This is a genomic window from Flavobacterium chungnamense (assembly GCF_039539165.1).
Classification (GTDB): Bacteria; Bacteroidota; Bacteroidia; order Flavobacteriales; family Flavobacteriaceae; genus Flavobacterium; species Flavobacterium chungnamense.
Map to the genome: position 1 here is coordinate 56,801 of NZ_BAABCS010000009.1, position 16,405 is coordinate 73,205.

Sequence of the window (16,405 nt, forward strand, 5' to 3'; positions counted from 1 at the left end):
TCTAATGTTTCTAAAAAAAGCAAAAGTAAGGTTTTCACCTTACTTTTTACTAAATATGTTGTTTATGTCTAATTTTTTATAATTTTTTTATGAAATGTCCCTTCTGATGTTTGAATTTGAACGAAATGTACACCAGAAGATAATTGGTTAACAGAGAAATTTAATTCATTACTTTCAATTGTTTTTTGTCCTAAACTATTAAAAATGATTACTTTTTCTATAGAAATATTGCTTGGTATTTGTATGTGTAATTCATTTGACACAGGATTTGGGTAAAGAGCTATAGCTTTTTCTAAATTGAAATTTTCATTACCTAAAGTAACCGTGTTGTTTTTAGAGATTATATCTTTCTCTGGGTCGAAATTTGCCCCAGTAATTGCAAAGGGAACCGATATAATAAACTCTTGATTATTGGTTGTATTTTCTAAAATTGTATCAAATGTTTGCCCTCCTGCGCCAGTTAATCTTACTGGAATTGGCATTTCGAAAAATGAAACACTGCTATGAGATTGTGTTTGGCTAACGGTAATCTTAGCTTGCCCAGCACCCCAATTTTGTGCAGTAATATTATAAGATGGATATCCTTGATAAATAACCCAATCATTGAAGAATTCTGTTAAGCTACTTCCGTAAACTGCTTCTAAATGAAATTTTAAATCACTTGTAACAGCATATTTATAAGCTAAATTGGTGTCGGCTAGATAATTTCTTAAAGCTTGAAAGAACATTGTATCACCCATTTTTAGTCGCAACATGTTTAAAACCATCGCGCCTTTGTTGTAGGATAATCTTGAACTGAAGATACGTCCTACGTTTAGAGCCTCAGTATCTGTAAGATAAACTGCACCACCAACTTGAGAAGTAATGCTGTTAATCATGTTTGTTTTGTCTGTAATGAATGCTGCGTTTCCATCGAAATTTTCAATTACTAAGGAAGCTAGATAAGTTGCAAAACCCTCATTCAACCAAATATCTTTCCAAGTTCCGCAGGTTACTTTGTCACCAAACCATTGATGGGCTAATTCATGAGCAATTAATCCTCTACTGAAGTTGTTCATGAAAGAAACTGTTGTATGTTCCATTCCGCCACCCCAGCCAAATTGGGCATGTCCGTATTTTTCGTTGTGAAAAGGATAGATTTCAAAAGTAGTATTATAAAAGTTCATTATTAGAGGAGTTTGATCTAATTGTGTTTGAACTGTTGGAGTAAAGGTTTCAGGGTAAATGTAGTTTACTATAGGAAAAGTATTAGGAGCTGTTCCTGCAGTTTGAGTATAAACGGTATAATTGGTTGCAGCTATACATATTAAATAAGCAGGAATTGGGTAATTGTGCTGAAAATGAGTTGTTTTATTTGTGCCATTTACAACTTGAGATTGTTCTAAACCATTAGCAACAGCTACATATTGAGAAGGAGCAGTTATAAATACGTCGATACTATTAATTTTGTCATTCAAATCTTGTTTACATGGCCACCAATCTCTAGCGCCAAAAGGTTCTGACAATGTCCAAAGGACAGGAGTGCCGTTATGCGCTGTAGCTGCAAATGAACCAAATCCACCACTTGGAGGAGCACCAGAATAAATGATTTCAATTGTTGCAGGAGTTCCTGTTGTTTGAGTGCTTGGCAAAGTGATTATTAATTCGTCTGAAGCGTTTTGTACAAACGTTAAATTGTTAGTTCCAATTTTCACAGAAGTTACGACCATTTCTGTTGCTAAATCGAAAGTAACAGTATTCATATTGGCAAGAGCCGTATAGGTTGTTGTGACTTTTCCCGAGATAAAATATACAGCAGGATCTATTGTTAACTCTAATTTATGGTAGGTTACATCGTAATTAAGAGTGTTCGGATTTACGGCAACTGCCATAAGATTAGAAGCCGATTTCATTTCAGCATTAACAATTTCATTTAGTTCCTCTTGTTCTTTTTGGGCGAAAGAAAAGAAAACTGAAAAAAGGCTTAAAAGTAAGTAGGTTTTTCTCATCTGTATTAACAATTTTTTGCGAATATAGTAATTATTTGGTTTTACAATTTGTAAAGTTTTATTAAAAAAAGAATTAAGTTCTTAAAATAGATGACTTTACATACAATAATAGAAACTCATTGTAATATTCTATTAATAGAAATCAATTCCTTAAATTTGCAATCTTATAAAATTTTAGTCATGTTACAGATAGCATTTATTAGAGAAAACCAAGAGAAAGTTGTTAAAGCTTTAGCCAAAAAACACATGGATGCCAAAGCCATAGTGGAAGAAATTGTTCAAACTGATGATTTGAGAAGAATCTCTCAAGCCAACTTAGAAAACACTCTTGCAGAATCCAATAAATTATCGAAAGATATTGGTGAAATGATGAAGAATGGTGAGAAATCGAAAGCTGAAATTTTAAAGCAAAAAACAGTTCAATTGAGAGAGCTTGGAAAAGAGTTGTCTGAAAAAGTGGATGCTTTAGCTAATGAAATCACTCAGAAACTATATTTATTACCTAATCTTCCAGCAGCTATTGTTCCTGAAGGAAAAACTCCAGAAGAAAACTTAAATGTTTTTGAAGAAGGTGATGTTCCAAAATTGCATGATGGCGCTTTACCTCATTGGGAATTGGTAAAAAAATATGACATCATCGATTTTGAATTGGGAAATAAAATTACAGGCGCAGGATTTCCTGTTTATAAAGGAAAAGGGGCAAAATTACAACGTGCTTTAATTACCTATTTTTTAGATAAAAATACTGATGCAGGTTATCTTGAATATCAAGTGCCTCATTTAGTAAACGAAGCATCTGCTTATGGAACGGGACAATTGCCTGATAAAGATGGTCAGATGTATCATGATGCTACTGATGATTTGTATTTAATTCCAACAGCAGAAGTTCCAGTAACTAATATTTTTAGAGATGTAATTTTATCTGAAAACGAATTGCCAGTAAAATGTACAGGTTACACACCATGTTTTCGAAGAGAAGCTGGTTCGTATGGCGCACACGTTCGCGGATTGAATCGTTTACATCAATTTGATAAAGTTGAAATAGTTCGTGTTGAACATCCTGAGAAATCTTATGAAGCATTGGATGAAATGGTAGAACATGTAAAAGATATCATGCGAGAATTGAAATTACCATACAGAGTTTTACGTCTTTGTGGTGGCGATATGAGTTTTGCTTCTGCTTTAACTTACGATTTTGAAGTATTTTCAACTGCTCAAGATAGATGGTTAGAAATTTCATCAGTTTCTAATTTTGAAACTTTTCAAGCGAATCGTTTGAAATTAAGATTTAAAGATAAAGATGGAAAAAACCAACTGGCTCATACCTTGAACGGAAGTTCGTTAGCTTTACCAAGAGTTCTAGCTGGAATTTTAGAAAATTACCAAACACCTGAAGGAATTGTAGTTCCAGAAGTATTGCGTAAATACACAGGATTTGACATTATTAACTAAAAGTTAATCTTATATAAATAATGTACTAAATTGACACAAAATGTGTTACTTTAGTACATTGTTTTTTAAAGGTATTTGATGAAACAATTATTATATTTATTCTTTTTGGCTTCAGTTACCCTTGTGAATTCACAAAATAACCAGCCAATTATTCCTAAAGAAGCAAAGTTAATTGCGGACTTTGTTCCAAGAACATGGAAAATTATTGCAAAGTCAGAAGGCGATTTGAATAAAGATAAAATTAATGATGTTGCTTTAGTAATTGAAAACACCGCAACAGAAAATATTATTTTAAACGAAGGTTTAGGAAAAGACACATTGAATATTAATCCAAGGTTTTTGTTGGTTTTATTTAAAACAGATTCTAAATACGTTTTAAAAAGTATCAATAAAAAATTCATTCCTTCGCAAGATAGTTCTGTAAGTCTATGTTTAGATGATCCATTTATGGAAAATGGCGGAATTGAAATTAAAAATGGAGTTCTAAATATAGATTTGCATTATTGGTTAAGTTGTGGTAGCTGGTATGTAACGGATAGAAATTATAAATTTAGATTTAAAGATAATAATTTTGTTTTAATAGGTTATGATTCTTCAAGTTTCCATAGGTCAAGTGGTGAAAGCCAATCTATAAGTATTAATTTTCTATCAAAGAAGAAGCAATTAATTACAGGTATGAACGAATTTGAAGAAAGTAATCCAAAAACAACTTGGAAAAGCATTAAAATTGAAAAACTAATAAAATTAGAAGATATAACTACCGATTCAGAAATAGATTATTAAATGAAAAAAATCATTGCTTTATTATTTATATTCTTATCACTATTTGTTCATGCTCAAAACGAACAATTGGCACTAAACTACTTTGATAGAGGAGAGTTTGAAAAGGCTTTAGTAAGTTATGAAGAACTGTTAAAAGCACAGCCTAATAATTTCAATTATTTTCAGAAAGCAGTAGAATGCTATCAGCAGTTACAGCAATTTGATAAGGCAGAAAAAGCTATTCAAGAACGATTAGACAAATACAAACAAGGCAATTTCTTAGTTGAATTAGGGTATAATTATCAGCTCCAAAAAAATCAAGAAAAGGCCAACAAGTATTATGATCAAGCTATTGATAAAATTAAGAAGAATCCTAGTGAGGTGTATCAAATAGCCTATGTTTTTGATAGAAAAGCTTTGGTAGATTATGCTTTATTGGCTTATCAAACAGCAGTTTCGTTGGAGCCAAAGTTCAATTTTAATTTCCAAATGGCTTTGCTTTATGGTCAGAAAGGCGAAACAGATAAAATGATTGATATGTTCTTGACAGAATCGTATGCCAATCCTCAAAATTTGATTATGATTCAAAATCAGTTATCCCGTTTTACAACAGAGGAAACAGATGAAAGTTTTAACGATGCTTTAAAGAAAGCTTTACTAGTTAGAATTCAAAAAAATCAAGATATTTTTTGGAATGAATTTTTGAGTTGGTTTTACGTTCAACAAAAGGAGTATGGGAAAGCTTTTATTCAAGAAAAAGCGATTTACAAAAGAAATCCAGAATCTTTTTCAAACATTGTAAATTTAGGTCAATTGGCTATTGAAGAAAATGATCAAGAAGCGGCAAAAGAAATATTAGGTTTTGTATTAGAAAACACTAAAGATTTGGATTTGCAAGTTCAATCACATTCCTATTTAATGGATATGAAAATTGCCAAAGCACTTCCTAAAGATTATCCTGCTATAAATATTGAATTGGATAATTTGATAAAGGAGTTTGGCGTTAGTCCTTTTTCATTATCTCTTTTAAAAATTAAAGCACATTTTGTGACATTTAATATGAAAGATGCAGAAACCGGAAAAATCATTTTGAAGAACGTTTTAGAAATGCCATTGAATAGAGATCAAGCGGCAGAAGTTAAAATGGAATTGGCAGATATTTTATTATTTGAAGAAAAATTCAATCAAGCCTTAATTTATTATTCTCAAATTGAAAATGATGCTAATAATAGTCCTATCGGTCAAGAAGCAAGCCTAAAAACAGCCAAAACTAGTTATTATAAAGCGGATTTTAAATGGGCAGAACACCAATTGAAAGTTTTAAAATCGGCATCAACACAATTGATTGCTAATGACGCTTTAGATTTATTCCTTTTAATTTCGGATAACACTGTAGAAGATTCGACACAAGTTGCTTTGAAGAAATTTGCGCGCGCCGATTTTTTATTATATCAAGAAAAAAAGCAAGATGCCTTAACCGCTTTCCAAGCTATATTAAAAGAAAATAAAGGAGATGCTATTGAACCAGTTACCTTATTAAGAATTGGAAAAATCTATGAAGAATTAGGTGATACTAATGCAGCTTTGGCAAATTATAATTTGATTTTAGATAATTTTAAAGAATGTATTTATATAGATGAAGCCTTATTTTATTCTGCCGAAATTTACAATCAGTTGAATGATGTTGAAAAAGCAAAACCACTTTATGAAGAAGTTATCACTAAACATGAAGACAGTATTCACTATGTAACTTCGCAGAAAAAATACAGGAAACTTCGAGGCGATTCAATTTAGTATTTAGATAGCATTAATTAAAAATAGCAATTTATTATCATATGATATTATACAACGTAACAGTAAACATCCATGAAAGTGTCCACAATCAGTGGATGAATTGGATGCAAACCAAACATATTAACGACGTTTTAGCCACAGGAAAATTTTCCTCTGCAAGATTAGTAAAAGTTTTAGTTGAAGAAGAAATGGGAGGAACAACCTATGCCATTCAATACACAACTGATAGTAAGGAAACTTTGCAACGCTATTACGATGAAGATGCGCCAAGATTAAGAGAAGAAGGAGCAAGACTTTTTGGAGACAAAATGTTGGCTTTCAGAACGGAGTTGGAAATGATTTCGGAATTTTTTCAGACGAATTAATATTTTTTTAAGATGGAAATTAAATTTCAAACCAAAGAAGAAAGTAATAAACAACAGCAAGATAATTTTCTAAAATTATCAAAATCGGAACGGATTTATGCTTTTTTGAATTTGATGGAGCGAATGAGTCAATTTCCAGTGAAGAATAAAATAGAATCTAATAAGGATAATTTTATTATTGAACTTAAAGCAAAATGAGATTATGAAACTTTGGGAAAAGAATATTGATGAATTTATTTCAATCGCTAACAAGCACAATGTAAGGATGTTGATGGTTGGTGGCGGTGCAGTTAACTTTCACGGATATCAAAGACATTCTTCAGATGTAGATTTTTGGATTGATACTACAGAGGCAAATTTTAAAAATCTTGTGGCAACTTTCAATGAAATAGGTTATGAAATTAATGATTTTCCAGAAAAAGTAAAAAATAGAGAACAAAATATATCCATAAAATTCTCGCCATTAGATTTGAATTTAGAATTAATCACAAATTTTTCTGTAAATAAATCTTTTGAAGAAGCCTTTAATGATAGTGAACAAGTAACTATCAATGAAAAAACGTTTCTAAGATGGAATGTGTTGTCTTTTGAAGATTTAATAACTAGTAAAATAAAAGCCAACAGGCCTAAAGATTTATTAGACATTCAGCAACTCAGAGAAATAAAAAACAAATAATTTGCTTTGCGCCTTTGTGCCTTTGCGAGAAAAAAAAACTTAGCGACTTAGCGCCTTCGTGGCAAACAACATGGAAAAAGTAAAAGCAAAAAAACACCTCGGACAACATTTCTTAAAAGACGAATCTATCGCTAAAGCCATTGCCGATACTTTAAATCTTGAAGGTTATGAAGACGTTTTAGAAATTGGACCAGGAATGGGTGTTTTGACCAAATATTTATTGGAAAAACCAATTACAACCTACGTTATTGAAATCGATACGGAATCGGTAGCGTACTTGGATGCCAATTATCCAAAACTTAAAGATAAAATCATTTCTAAAGATTTCTTGAAATACAATATCAACGAAGTTTTTGACGGAAAGCAATTCGCAATCATCGGAAATTTTCCTTACAATATTTCTACACAAATAGTTTTTCGAACTTTAGAATATCGCAATCAAATTCCAGAGTTTTCGGGAATGTTTCAAAAAGAAGTTGCCGAACGAATTTGCTCTAAAAAAGGAAGTAAAGTCTATGGAATTCTATCGGTTTTAGCCCAAGCATTTTATGATGTAGAATATCTTTTTACCGTTGATGAAACTGTTTTTGATCCGCCACCAAAAGTAAAATCGGGCGTGATGCGTATGCGTAGAAAAGAAAATTATTCCTTGCCTTGTAGTGAAAAGTTGTTGTTTACTGTTGTAAAAACGGCATTTCAACAGCGAAGAAAAACCATGCGCAATAGCTTAAAATCATTAAATTTGTCCGATAATTTAAGAGAAGATACTATCTTTGACCTCCGACCAGAGCAATTATCGGTAGAACAATTTATTGAACTTACACAAAAAATAGAGGCCAATGCAGTTTAAAATCAGCAAAGAACTTTTAGTTCAAATAGAGCAATTAATTCATCAAAAGAACGACCATGAGTTGGAAATTTTGTTGAACGACTTGCACCATGCTGATATTGCCGAAATTTTCGATGAGTTAGAAACCGATAAAGCCATCTATATTTTCAAAATATTAGATAGCGAAATTACTGCTGAAATTCTAACCGAATTGGAAGACGACGTTCGTGAAAAAATCCTTCGCGGACTTTCTGCTAAAGAAATTGCCGAAGAGCTTGATGAGCTTGACACCGATGACGCTGCCGACATTATCGCCGAACTATCGCAAAGTAAAAAAGAAGAAGTAATTTCTGAGCTTGAAGACGTTGAACACGCCAAAGATATTGTCGATTTATTACGCTACGACGAAGATACAGCTGGAGGTTTGATGGGAAAAGAGTTGGTAAAAGTCAACGAAAATTGGAACGTACTAACTTGTGTAAAAGAAATGCGAATTCAAGCCGAAAACGTAACTCGTGTTCATTCTATATACGTCGTTGATGATGAAAATCGTCTTAAGGGAAGATTGTCTTTAAAAGATTTATTGACCACTTCCACTAAAACACCAATTAGCGATGTTTACATTAAGAAAGTAGATTCTGTTCGTGTCAATGCTTCCAATGTTGAGGTAGCACGAATCATGCAGAAATACGATTTGGAAGCCATTCCAGTGGTTGATGAAATGGGACGATTAGTTGGTCGAATTACCATCGATGATATCGTTGACGTAATCAAGGAAGAGGCTGACAAAGATTACCAATTAGCAGCAGGTATCTCGCAAGACGTAGAAGCTGACGATAGCATTCTCGAATTGACCAAAGCGCGTTTGCCTTGGTTAGTTTTAGCCCTTTTTGGCGGATTTATAAGTGTTACATTGCTTGAAAGTTTTCAAGGAGCGATGCAATTTCACAAAGAATTATTCTTTTTCACACCACTAATTGCCGCAATGGCAGGAAATGTTGGTGTTCAATCTTCAGCGATTATTGTACAAGGTTTGGCCAATCACACCATTAGCGGAACCATATTTAATCGATTGTTAAAAGAAATCTCCTTGAGTTTATTCAACGGATTGATTCTTGCAGCCTTATTGTTTGTAGGAAGTCACTTTCTTCTTGGTGTAGAAACCAAAATTGGATTTATCGTAACCATCGCTTTAGTTTCCGTAATCATCATTGCATCCTTAATAGGAACTTCTATTCCGCTTATCCTAGATAAATTTGGCATCGATCCAGCACTTGCCACAGGTCCATTTATCACTACAAGTAACGATATTTGTGGAATCTTAATTTACTTTTCGATTGCTAAATTGATTTTAGGGTTTTAGAGCGAATGGCTTGGTCATTATTTATAAACCATTTTCCTGCTACCTTTCCATCTCGTCCCAAAAGACGAGATTCCCTTGCATCAGGGCTAGTTAGTTTTTGTCTTTTCCTTTTGTTTCTATTTTCAAAAAATGTTTATCTTTAACCAACAAAAATAACTTTGCGAACTTTGCGAAAAGCTTCGTGCCTTTGCGGTAAAATGAAAAATATAAAAATCCTCCACATCGATAGCAATCATCCTTTATTATGGAATCAACTTCAAGAAGCAGGTTTCACTAATGAAGAAGATTTCGCATCAACCAAAGAAGAAGTCGAAGCTAAAATCCAGAACTATAACGGAATTGTAATTCGTTCTCGCTTCAAAATCGATAAAACGTTTCTTGACAAAGCAACCAATTTACAATTTATTGCACGAGTTGGTGCAGGTTTAGAAAGCATCGATTGTGATTATGCTATTGAAAAAGGAGTTCACTTAATTGCAGCTCCAGAGGGCAATAGCAATGCAGTTGGCGAACACGCACTTGGAATGTTATTGTCATTAATGAATAAATTAAATCGTGCCGACAAGTTAGTTCGTGAAGGAAAATGGATTCGCGAAGGCAATCGTGGTTACGAACTAGAAGGTAAAACGGTTGGAATAATCGGCTACGGAAATATGGGAAAATCATTTGCTAAAAAACTTCGCGGATTTGACGTAAAAGTACTTTGTCACGATATTTTAGAACATGTTTCCGATGAAAATGCTACGCAAGTTTCGCTGCAAGAACTTCAAAAGCAAGCTGATGTTTTGAGTTTGCACCTTCCATGGACACCAGAAACCGATAAAATGGTAAATACTGAATTTATTAATTCATTTGCAAAACCATTTTGGTTTATCAATACCTCAAGAGGTAAAAATGTTGTCACAGCCGATTTAGTAGAAGCTTTAGCATCAGGAAAAGTTCTCGGTACAGGTTTAGACGTTTTAGAATATGAAAAACTTTCGTTTGAAAACTTATTTATTGACACTGAAAAACCAACAGCCTTCCAGTATTTATTAGATTCAGAAAAAGTTCTTCTTACGCCACACATAGCAGGTTGGACCTTTGAAAGTCATGAAAAATTAGCACAAACTATCGTTGATAAAATCATTAATTATTACAAAGGATAACTTTTTTAGTAACTTTTGTAATAATTGTTCGTCTTAATTATTAAAATTTTATATTTTAGTAAAATTAAAATTAAAAATCAATAACACTAACCAACAAAACAAAAATTATGGAATCAAGTAAAGTAGATATGTTTATGATGAGTAATTCAAAATTTTTTGAAGCGCATCATTTAATGGCAGTAAGAGAAAAATTATTAACTCTTGATGATTCAAAATGGGGAATGGTTCAAACCCTACAATTTAAAGATCCAACAACAAGTATCATTGTTTCATTACTTGGAGGTCAATTAGGAATTGATAGATTCATGATTGGTGATACAGGAATGGGTATTGGAAAATTATTAACTTGTGGTGGATTAGGAATCTGGGCAATTATCGATTGGTTTTTAATCATGGGTGCAACTCGTGAGAAAAACATGGAAATATTCCAAAATTCGTTATACTAGACTATGACTAAAAACAAGTTATATGCTATTGTTTTTATAGCTTGTTTTTTTGGCTTAGCCTATCTTTTTTATAAAATAAATTATTCCGAAAGTTCTCATTTAACTGTTTGTATTATCAAAAATGTGACAGGTTATGCTTGTCCTTCTTGTGGTACAACTCGTGCGGTTCAGCTTTTTCTTCAAGGAAATTTTGGCGCTTCACTTCAAATGAATCCTTTCGGAATAATTGTTGCTATACTTATGGTAATTTCGCCAGTTTGGATTTTATTTGATGTAATTACTAAAAAAGAAACCTTTTATTTTTGGTATAAAAAAACGGAAGAAATCATCCGAACAAAATGGATAGCAATTACTTTAATTATTTTAGTACTATTCAATTGGATTTGGAATATATATAAAGGATTATGATACAAAATACTACTTTTCCCTACAAACCTTCAGAACATGAATCTGAAAAAGCATCCAATAGTTATTTGATGTCTTTGGTGGCATTAGTTGCCGGTTTACCGTTGCCAATAATTAATTTGTTTGCCACTTTTTTCTTCTATTTAGCCAATAGAAAAGGAACTTACTTTGTACGCTGGCATTGTCTGCAAGCCTTGTTTTCACAAATGGCGCTCTTATGCATGAATAGTTTTGGATTTTGGTGGACAGTTTCTATAATTTTTGATGGAAAAAAACCTACTAATTATTATTTTGCCTACTTGTTTACAGTAATTTTTTTCAACCTATTAGAGTTTGTTTCTACCATTTACAGTGCCGTTCAAACACGAAAAGGAATTCACGTGCAACAATGGTTTTTTGGAAGTTTAACTAATTTAATTTGTAAGCCAAATGATAAATAAAACATTATTTCAAGGAATAGTAATTCTAGTTTTATTCTTCGGAATGTTCTTCGGATTATCAAGAATTGACTTTGTTTCCTTATTCGAAATTGAAGAAAGAACCGCTTCTGCCGAGAGCAATATTGGCGATTTAATTTGGGATCAAATTCAAGATACTGAAGACATAATTCTTAATGATTCTATTGTAAAAACATTAGATGAATTGATATTGCCAATTTGTAAAGCCAACAATATTGAACGTGATTCATTGAAAGTTCACATTATTGATAAAGACGAAGTAAACGCATTTGCTTTACCTAATAATCACTTGGTAGTTTACACAGGATTGATTGAAGATTGCAAAAAGCAAGAAGCATTGCAAGGTGTTTTAGGTCATGAGATTGCACATATTCAAAACAATCATGTGATGAAAAAACTTTCTAAAGAAATAGGTTTATCTGTCATACTCTCTGCTGCTACAGGTGGAAAAGGAGGTGAAATTCTAAAAGAAATTTTAAATACTTTGTCTTCTACAGCCTATGATAGAACATTAGAAAAAGAAGCGGATATGGAAAGCGTAAAATACTTATTGGAAGCCGACATCAATCCAGAGCCTATGGCAGATTTTATGTATGAATTGGCACAAGCTCACGATATGCCAAATTCATTAGAATGGATTTCAACGCATCCCGATTCAGAAGCTAGAGCAAAATATATTTTAGATTATCTAAAAGGGAAGAAATACAAAAAAACACAAACCTTAACCCAAAAAGAATGGGAAGATTATAAGGTTTTGATTAGAAATAATAAAGAATAAATAAAAAAGCTAAACTGAAAAGTTTAGCTTTTTTTATAATTTTGAACACTGAATACTACTCCTGTTTCTCGCTTAATTTTCTCTCTAATTCTGCCTGAAATTCTTCCATTACAGGTTTCATAGTGCTTTCTGGGATATCAGCAATTCGAATATACATTAAACCATCGATGGCATTGTTGAATAGAGGATCAACATTGAAGGCAACTAAACGTGCATTTTGCTTGATGTATTTTTTGATTAAAACTGGTAATCTCAAATTCCCAGGTTCTAATTCGTCAATGATTTTATCAAATTTATTCAAATCGGCTTCCGCTTCATCAAAGATAAAATCTTTATCGGCATCTTTTAATTTTACTTTAAATTCTTTTTTAGGATGTACATATTGTGCAATGTAAGGATCGTAGTAATTGGATTTCATAAACTCAATCATCAACGATTTAGAAAAATCGGTAAATTGATTACTGATGCTCACGCCACCAAGTAAAAACTTATGTTCAGGATAACGTAAGGTTGTATGAATAATTCCGCGCCAAAGTAAGAACAAAGGCATTGGTTTTTGTTGGTATTCTTTTACGATAAAAGCACGTCCCATTTCGATAGAACTCTTCATCATATCGTGTAATTCAGTTTCAAATCGGAACAAATCATTTAAATAAAAACCATCCATTCCATATTTAGGAAAAATCTCTGAACCTAATCCCATTCGATAAGCACCAGCAACTTTTTTTGCATCTTCGTCCCACAAAAACATGTGATGATAATACTTGTCATACTTATCTAAATCGATAGACTCGTTCGTTCCTTCGCCAACTTCACGGAAGGTGATTTCTCTTAAACGTCCAATTTCATGAAGAATGTTTGGAATTTTATTCGCTTCTGTAAAAAACACTTCATAGTTTTTACTTTGAAAAAATCTAGAATCGGTTTTACGCAATTCTTCCACTTCAGCAATCATTTTTTCCTGACTTGCAGGTGTAACAATTTTCTTTGGACTTTTTGGTGTTTTTAAATTTGGAACTGTCAACAATTTACTTTCTTCGTTGAAAGAATTTGCCAACATATAGGTTTTCTTTCTCAAGAATTCAGAATATTCATCAATTGATTGGTATTCGTTTTGTTCGGCAACAGAAATAGGTTTTCCAATTCGAACTTTAATAATTCTATCTTTTTGAGAAAATAATTCTGAAGGTAATTTTGCAGTTCTAAGTGTGCCGCCAATTTTGGATAAAAAATAAAATAATCTACTATTCTTCGCATGAAAATATATTGGAACAACAGGAACTTGCGCTTTTCTAATTACTTTGATAGCACCTTCTTCCCATGCTTTATCAACTACTAATTTGCCATCTTTGTATGTAGAAACTTCACCAGCTGGAAACATCCCCAAAGGTTTTCCATCGCTTAAATGACGCAAGGTTTCTTTAATTCCGATAACGCTTGATTTGGCATCTTTATGATTTTCAAACGGATTTACCGGCATGATGTATTGCTTCATTGGCTCAATTCTGTGCAATAAAAAATTGGCAATAATTTTGAAATTAGGTTCTTTTTCTAACATCAATTTCAATAGCAAAATACCATCAATTCCGCCAAGAGGATGATTGGAAATAGTAATATAGGCACCATCTTTTGGAAGACGTTTAAAATCTTCTTCAGGGATTTCAAATTTAATTTCTAAATCGTTTAGAATTGCATTCAAAAACTCAACGTCTTTTATGTGCTTATTTCTATCATAAATTTTATTTAAGGTAGAAATTTTTAAAATTTTCATCAGCAACCAACCCGAAAAAGTACCGAAAACTCCGTACTTTTCAGCGTTTATTGCTTTTGCAACTTCTTTAGCAGTGACTAAACCCATTCAGTTATTTGTTTATTGAGCAAGAAACAAAGATAGTAATTCTATTTGAATGGATTTTTGAAAAAATGCAGAAATCAAAAAAAGGTTAAACAAAACTTATAATTTAGATTTATCTATAGATAGATTTCAGGTTTTTGGTTATTTTTGAAAAACTATAAAATTCAAATATGAGAATCATATCCTATAATGTAAATGGCATTCGAGCTGCAATAACAAAAGGTTTTTTAGATTGGTTGCAACAAGCAAATCCCGATGTAATTTGTTTGCAAGAGATTAAAGCTCAAGAAGATCAAATTCCTATTCTTCAAATTGCAGAAGCAGGTTATCCTTTCCAATATTATTTTCCAGCTGAGAAAAAAGGATATTCTGGTGTTGCCATTTTGTGTAAAACAGAACCTAAAAATATAGTTTACGGAACCGGAATTCAACACATGGATTTTGAAGGAAGAAATTTAAGAGTCGATTTTGACGAAGTTTCCATCATGAGTTTGTACTTGCCATCAGGAACCAATATCGATAGATTGGATTTCAAATTTCAATATATGGATGAATTTCAAAATTACATCAATCATTTGAAAAAGGAAGTTCCAAATTTGATTATTTGTGGCGATTACAACATTTGTCACGAAGCTATTGATATTCATGATCCAATAAGAAATGCAACGGTTTCAGGATTTTTGCCATCAGAAAGAAAATGGTTGGATGGTTTTATGAAATCAGGATTTGTAGATAGTTTTCGTCATTTCAATAAAGAACCACACAATTACTCGTGGTGGAGTTATCGGGCCGGAGCAAGAGGAAATAATAAAGGCTGGAGAATCGATTATAATTTAGTTTCCGAAACTTTAAAAGACAGAATGACAAGAGCTGTAATTTTACCTGAAGCCAAACATTCTGACCATTGTCCCATTGTGGTTGAGATTGATTAAAAATTGTCAATAACAATGTCAATAACAAAAAAAAATCAATAGACTAAAAACCAATTTGATGCTTTAATTTTGATTCGATTCAAAAAAATAAATTTAAAATGATTAAAAGAATTTCCTTAGGATTATTGATTGTGGCACTTTCAACATCGTGTGTTTCTAAAAAGATTTACAACGATTTGGAAAACAAGTTTGCCGAATTGAAAAAAGAAAACAGAACTTTAGCTGACAGTAACGAAGATTTAACCAAATCCAAAAACCAATTGGAAACCGATAAATCTAAATTGCAATCGGAATATGATAAATTGAAAGCTGAACGCGATAAACTTCTAGCCGATTTTACAGCTTCCGATAAAAATTTGAAAACACTTCAAGCTTCCTACAATGCTTTAGAGAAAGACAGTAACGAAGCATTGACGGCTAACATCAATAAAAACAGAGAATTACTTGCAAAATTGGAAGCTAAAGAGAAATCGATGGCTGCTGAGCAAGAACGTTTGAACAAATTGAAAGCCGAATTAGATGCAAGTTCAAAACGCTTGAGCGAATTAGAAGCCTACATTGCGGCTAAAGATGCAAGCATGAAAAAATTGAAAGAAACACTTTCTAAATCATTGAAAGCTTTCGAAGGAAAAGGATTAACTGTTGAGCAACGCAACGGAAAAGTATATGTTTCTATGGAAAATAAATTACTTTTTGGAACAGGCAGTTGGGCAGTTGGTGCTGAAGGAAAAACCGCAGTTGTTGCTGTAGGAAAAGTGCTTGCAGATAATCCAGATATTTCTGTATTGATTGAAGGTCACACCGACGACGACAAGATCCTTGGAAATATTGGTGGCGGAATTGAAAACAATTGGGATTTATCTACCAAAAGAGCTACAGCAATTGTAAATATTCTTTCAGAAAATAAAGGTGTTAAAAAAGATAATTTAACTGCTGCCGGAAGAGGAGAATTTGCACCATTAATGAGCAACGACACACCAGAAGGAAAAGCAAAAAACAGAAGAATCGAAATTATTTTGACTCCAAAATTAGACGAAATTTCAAAAATGTTGAATGATTTGTAATCGATTATTTTTTAAATCTACAAAGACTCTAGGATATTTCTTAGGGTCTTTTTTTTATAATAGTATTAGGTAGTTATAGATTATACTAAA

At 32.3% G+C, this 16,405-nt stretch carries 17 protein-coding genes; 15 read left to right on the plus strand and 2 right to left on the minus strand.

Annotated elements, in window-relative coordinates:
* Positions 1-68: 68 nt before the first annotated feature.
* Positions 69-1,988, minus strand: a complete 1,920-nt coding sequence (locus ABD771_RS05005; RefSeq protein ID WP_345091502.1) for a M1 family metallopeptidase — start codon at positions 1,986-1,988, stop codon at positions 69-71.
* Positions 1,989-2,168: 180 nt separating this feature from the next.
* Between ABD771_RS05005 and serS the strand changes: the two genes are divergently transcribed.
* The 13 genes from serS to ABD771_RS05070 all read left to right on the plus strand — a co-directional run bounded on the left by serS (position 2,169) and on the right by ABD771_RS05070 (position 12,464).
* Positions 2,169-3,440, plus strand: coding sequence for a serine--tRNA ligase (serS, locus tag ABD771_RS05010; protein ID WP_345091504.1), 1,272 nt, complete (start codon positions 2,169-2,171; stop codon positions 3,438-3,440).
* A 78-nt stretch (positions 3,441-3,518) separates the two neighbouring features.
* Positions 3,519-4,223 (plus strand): hypothetical protein, encoded by a 705-nt coding sequence (locus ABD771_RS05015; protein ID WP_345091507.1) that lies wholly within the window; start codon positions 3,519-3,521, stop codon positions 4,221-4,223.
* Complete coding sequence (locus ABD771_RS05020) at positions 4,224-5,996, plus strand: tetratricopeptide repeat protein (RefSeq protein WP_345091510.1); 1,773 nt, start codon at positions 4,224-4,226, stop codon at positions 5,994-5,996. It begins immediately after the preceding gene.
* A 41-nt stretch (positions 5,997-6,037) separates the two neighbouring features.
* Positions 6,038-6,361: a DUF4286 family protein gene (locus ABD771_RS05025; protein WP_345091512.1), complete on the plus strand. Its 324-nt coding sequence runs from the start codon at positions 6,038-6,040 to the stop codon at positions 6,359-6,361.
* A 12-nt stretch (positions 6,362-6,373) separates the two neighbouring features.
* Positions 6,374-6,559, plus strand: coding sequence for a hypothetical protein (locus ABD771_RS05030; RefSeq protein WP_345091515.1), 186 nt, complete (start codon positions 6,374-6,376; stop codon positions 6,557-6,559).
* A 4-nt stretch (positions 6,560-6,563) separates the two neighbouring features.
* On the plus strand, positions 6,564-7,037 hold the full coding sequence (locus ABD771_RS05035; protein WP_345091518.1) for a nucleotidyl transferase AbiEii/AbiGii toxin family protein: 474 nt from the start codon (positions 6,564-6,566) through the stop codon (positions 7,035-7,037).
* Between the two features lie 70 nt (positions 7,038-7,107).
* Positions 7,108-7,887 carry a 16S rRNA (adenine(1518)-N(6)/adenine(1519)-N(6))-dimethyltransferase RsmA gene (gene rsmA / locus ABD771_RS05040; protein WP_345091521.1) on the plus strand — a complete coding sequence of 260 codons (780 nt, stop codon included), beginning with the start codon at positions 7,108-7,110 and terminating at the stop codon, positions 7,885-7,887.
* Positions 7,877-9,229 carry a magnesium transporter gene (gene mgtE, locus ABD771_RS05045; RefSeq protein WP_345091524.1) on the plus strand — a complete coding sequence of 451 codons (1,353 nt, stop codon included), beginning with the start codon at positions 7,877-7,879 and terminating at the stop codon, positions 9,227-9,229. The genes rsmA and mgtE overlap by 11 nt, the downstream gene beginning before the upstream one ends.
* 197 nt (positions 9,230-9,426) lie before the next feature.
* Positions 9,427-10,377, plus strand: a complete 951-nt coding sequence (locus ABD771_RS05050; RefSeq protein ID WP_345091527.1) for a 2-hydroxyacid dehydrogenase — start codon at positions 9,427-9,429, stop codon at positions 10,375-10,377.
* Between the two features lie 107 nt (positions 10,378-10,484).
* Positions 10,485-10,823, plus strand: coding sequence for a TM2 domain-containing protein (locus ABD771_RS05055; protein WP_298118169.1), 339 nt, complete (start codon positions 10,485-10,487; stop codon positions 10,821-10,823).
* 3 nt (positions 10,824-10,826) lie between these two features.
* Positions 10,827-11,231 (plus strand): DUF2752 domain-containing protein, encoded by a 405-nt coding sequence (locus tag ABD771_RS05060; RefSeq protein WP_345091532.1) that lies wholly within the window; start codon positions 10,827-10,829, stop codon positions 11,229-11,231.
* Complete coding sequence (locus tag ABD771_RS05065) at positions 11,228-11,668, plus strand: magnetosome magnetite crystal formation protein family (RefSeq protein WP_345091535.1); 441 nt, start codon at positions 11,228-11,230, stop codon at positions 11,666-11,668. Before ABD771_RS05060 ends, ABD771_RS05065 begins: the two co-directional genes overlap by 4 nt.
* Positions 11,658-12,464, plus strand: coding sequence for a M48 family metallopeptidase (locus tag ABD771_RS05070; protein ID WP_345091538.1), 807 nt, complete (start codon positions 11,658-11,660; stop codon positions 12,462-12,464). Before ABD771_RS05065 ends, ABD771_RS05070 begins: the two co-directional genes overlap by 11 nt.
* Positions 12,465-12,519: 55 nt before the next feature.
* Here the strand turns inward: ABD771_RS05070 and ABD771_RS05075 are convergent, their stop codons facing one another.
* The gene (locus tag ABD771_RS05075) at positions 12,520-14,322 is read right to left on the minus strand and encodes a GNAT family N-acyltransferase (protein WP_345091541.1); all 1,803 of its coding nucleotides are present in this window, start codon (positions 14,320-14,322) and stop codon (positions 12,520-12,522) included.
* Between the two features lie 167 nt (positions 14,323-14,489).
* Here ABD771_RS05075 and ABD771_RS05080 point away from each other — a divergent pair, with 167 nt between their 5' ends.
* Both ABD771_RS05080 and ABD771_RS05085 read left to right on the plus strand, forming a co-directional pair.
* Complete coding sequence (locus ABD771_RS05080) at positions 14,490-15,251, plus strand: exodeoxyribonuclease III (protein WP_345091544.1); 762 nt, start codon at positions 14,490-14,492, stop codon at positions 15,249-15,251.
* Between the two features lie 98 nt (positions 15,252-15,349).
* Positions 15,350-16,315: an OmpA family protein gene (locus ABD771_RS05085; protein ID WP_345091547.1), complete on the plus strand. Its 966-nt coding sequence runs from the start codon at positions 15,350-15,352 to the stop codon at positions 16,313-16,315.
* Positions 16,316-16,405: the final 90 nt, after the last annotated feature.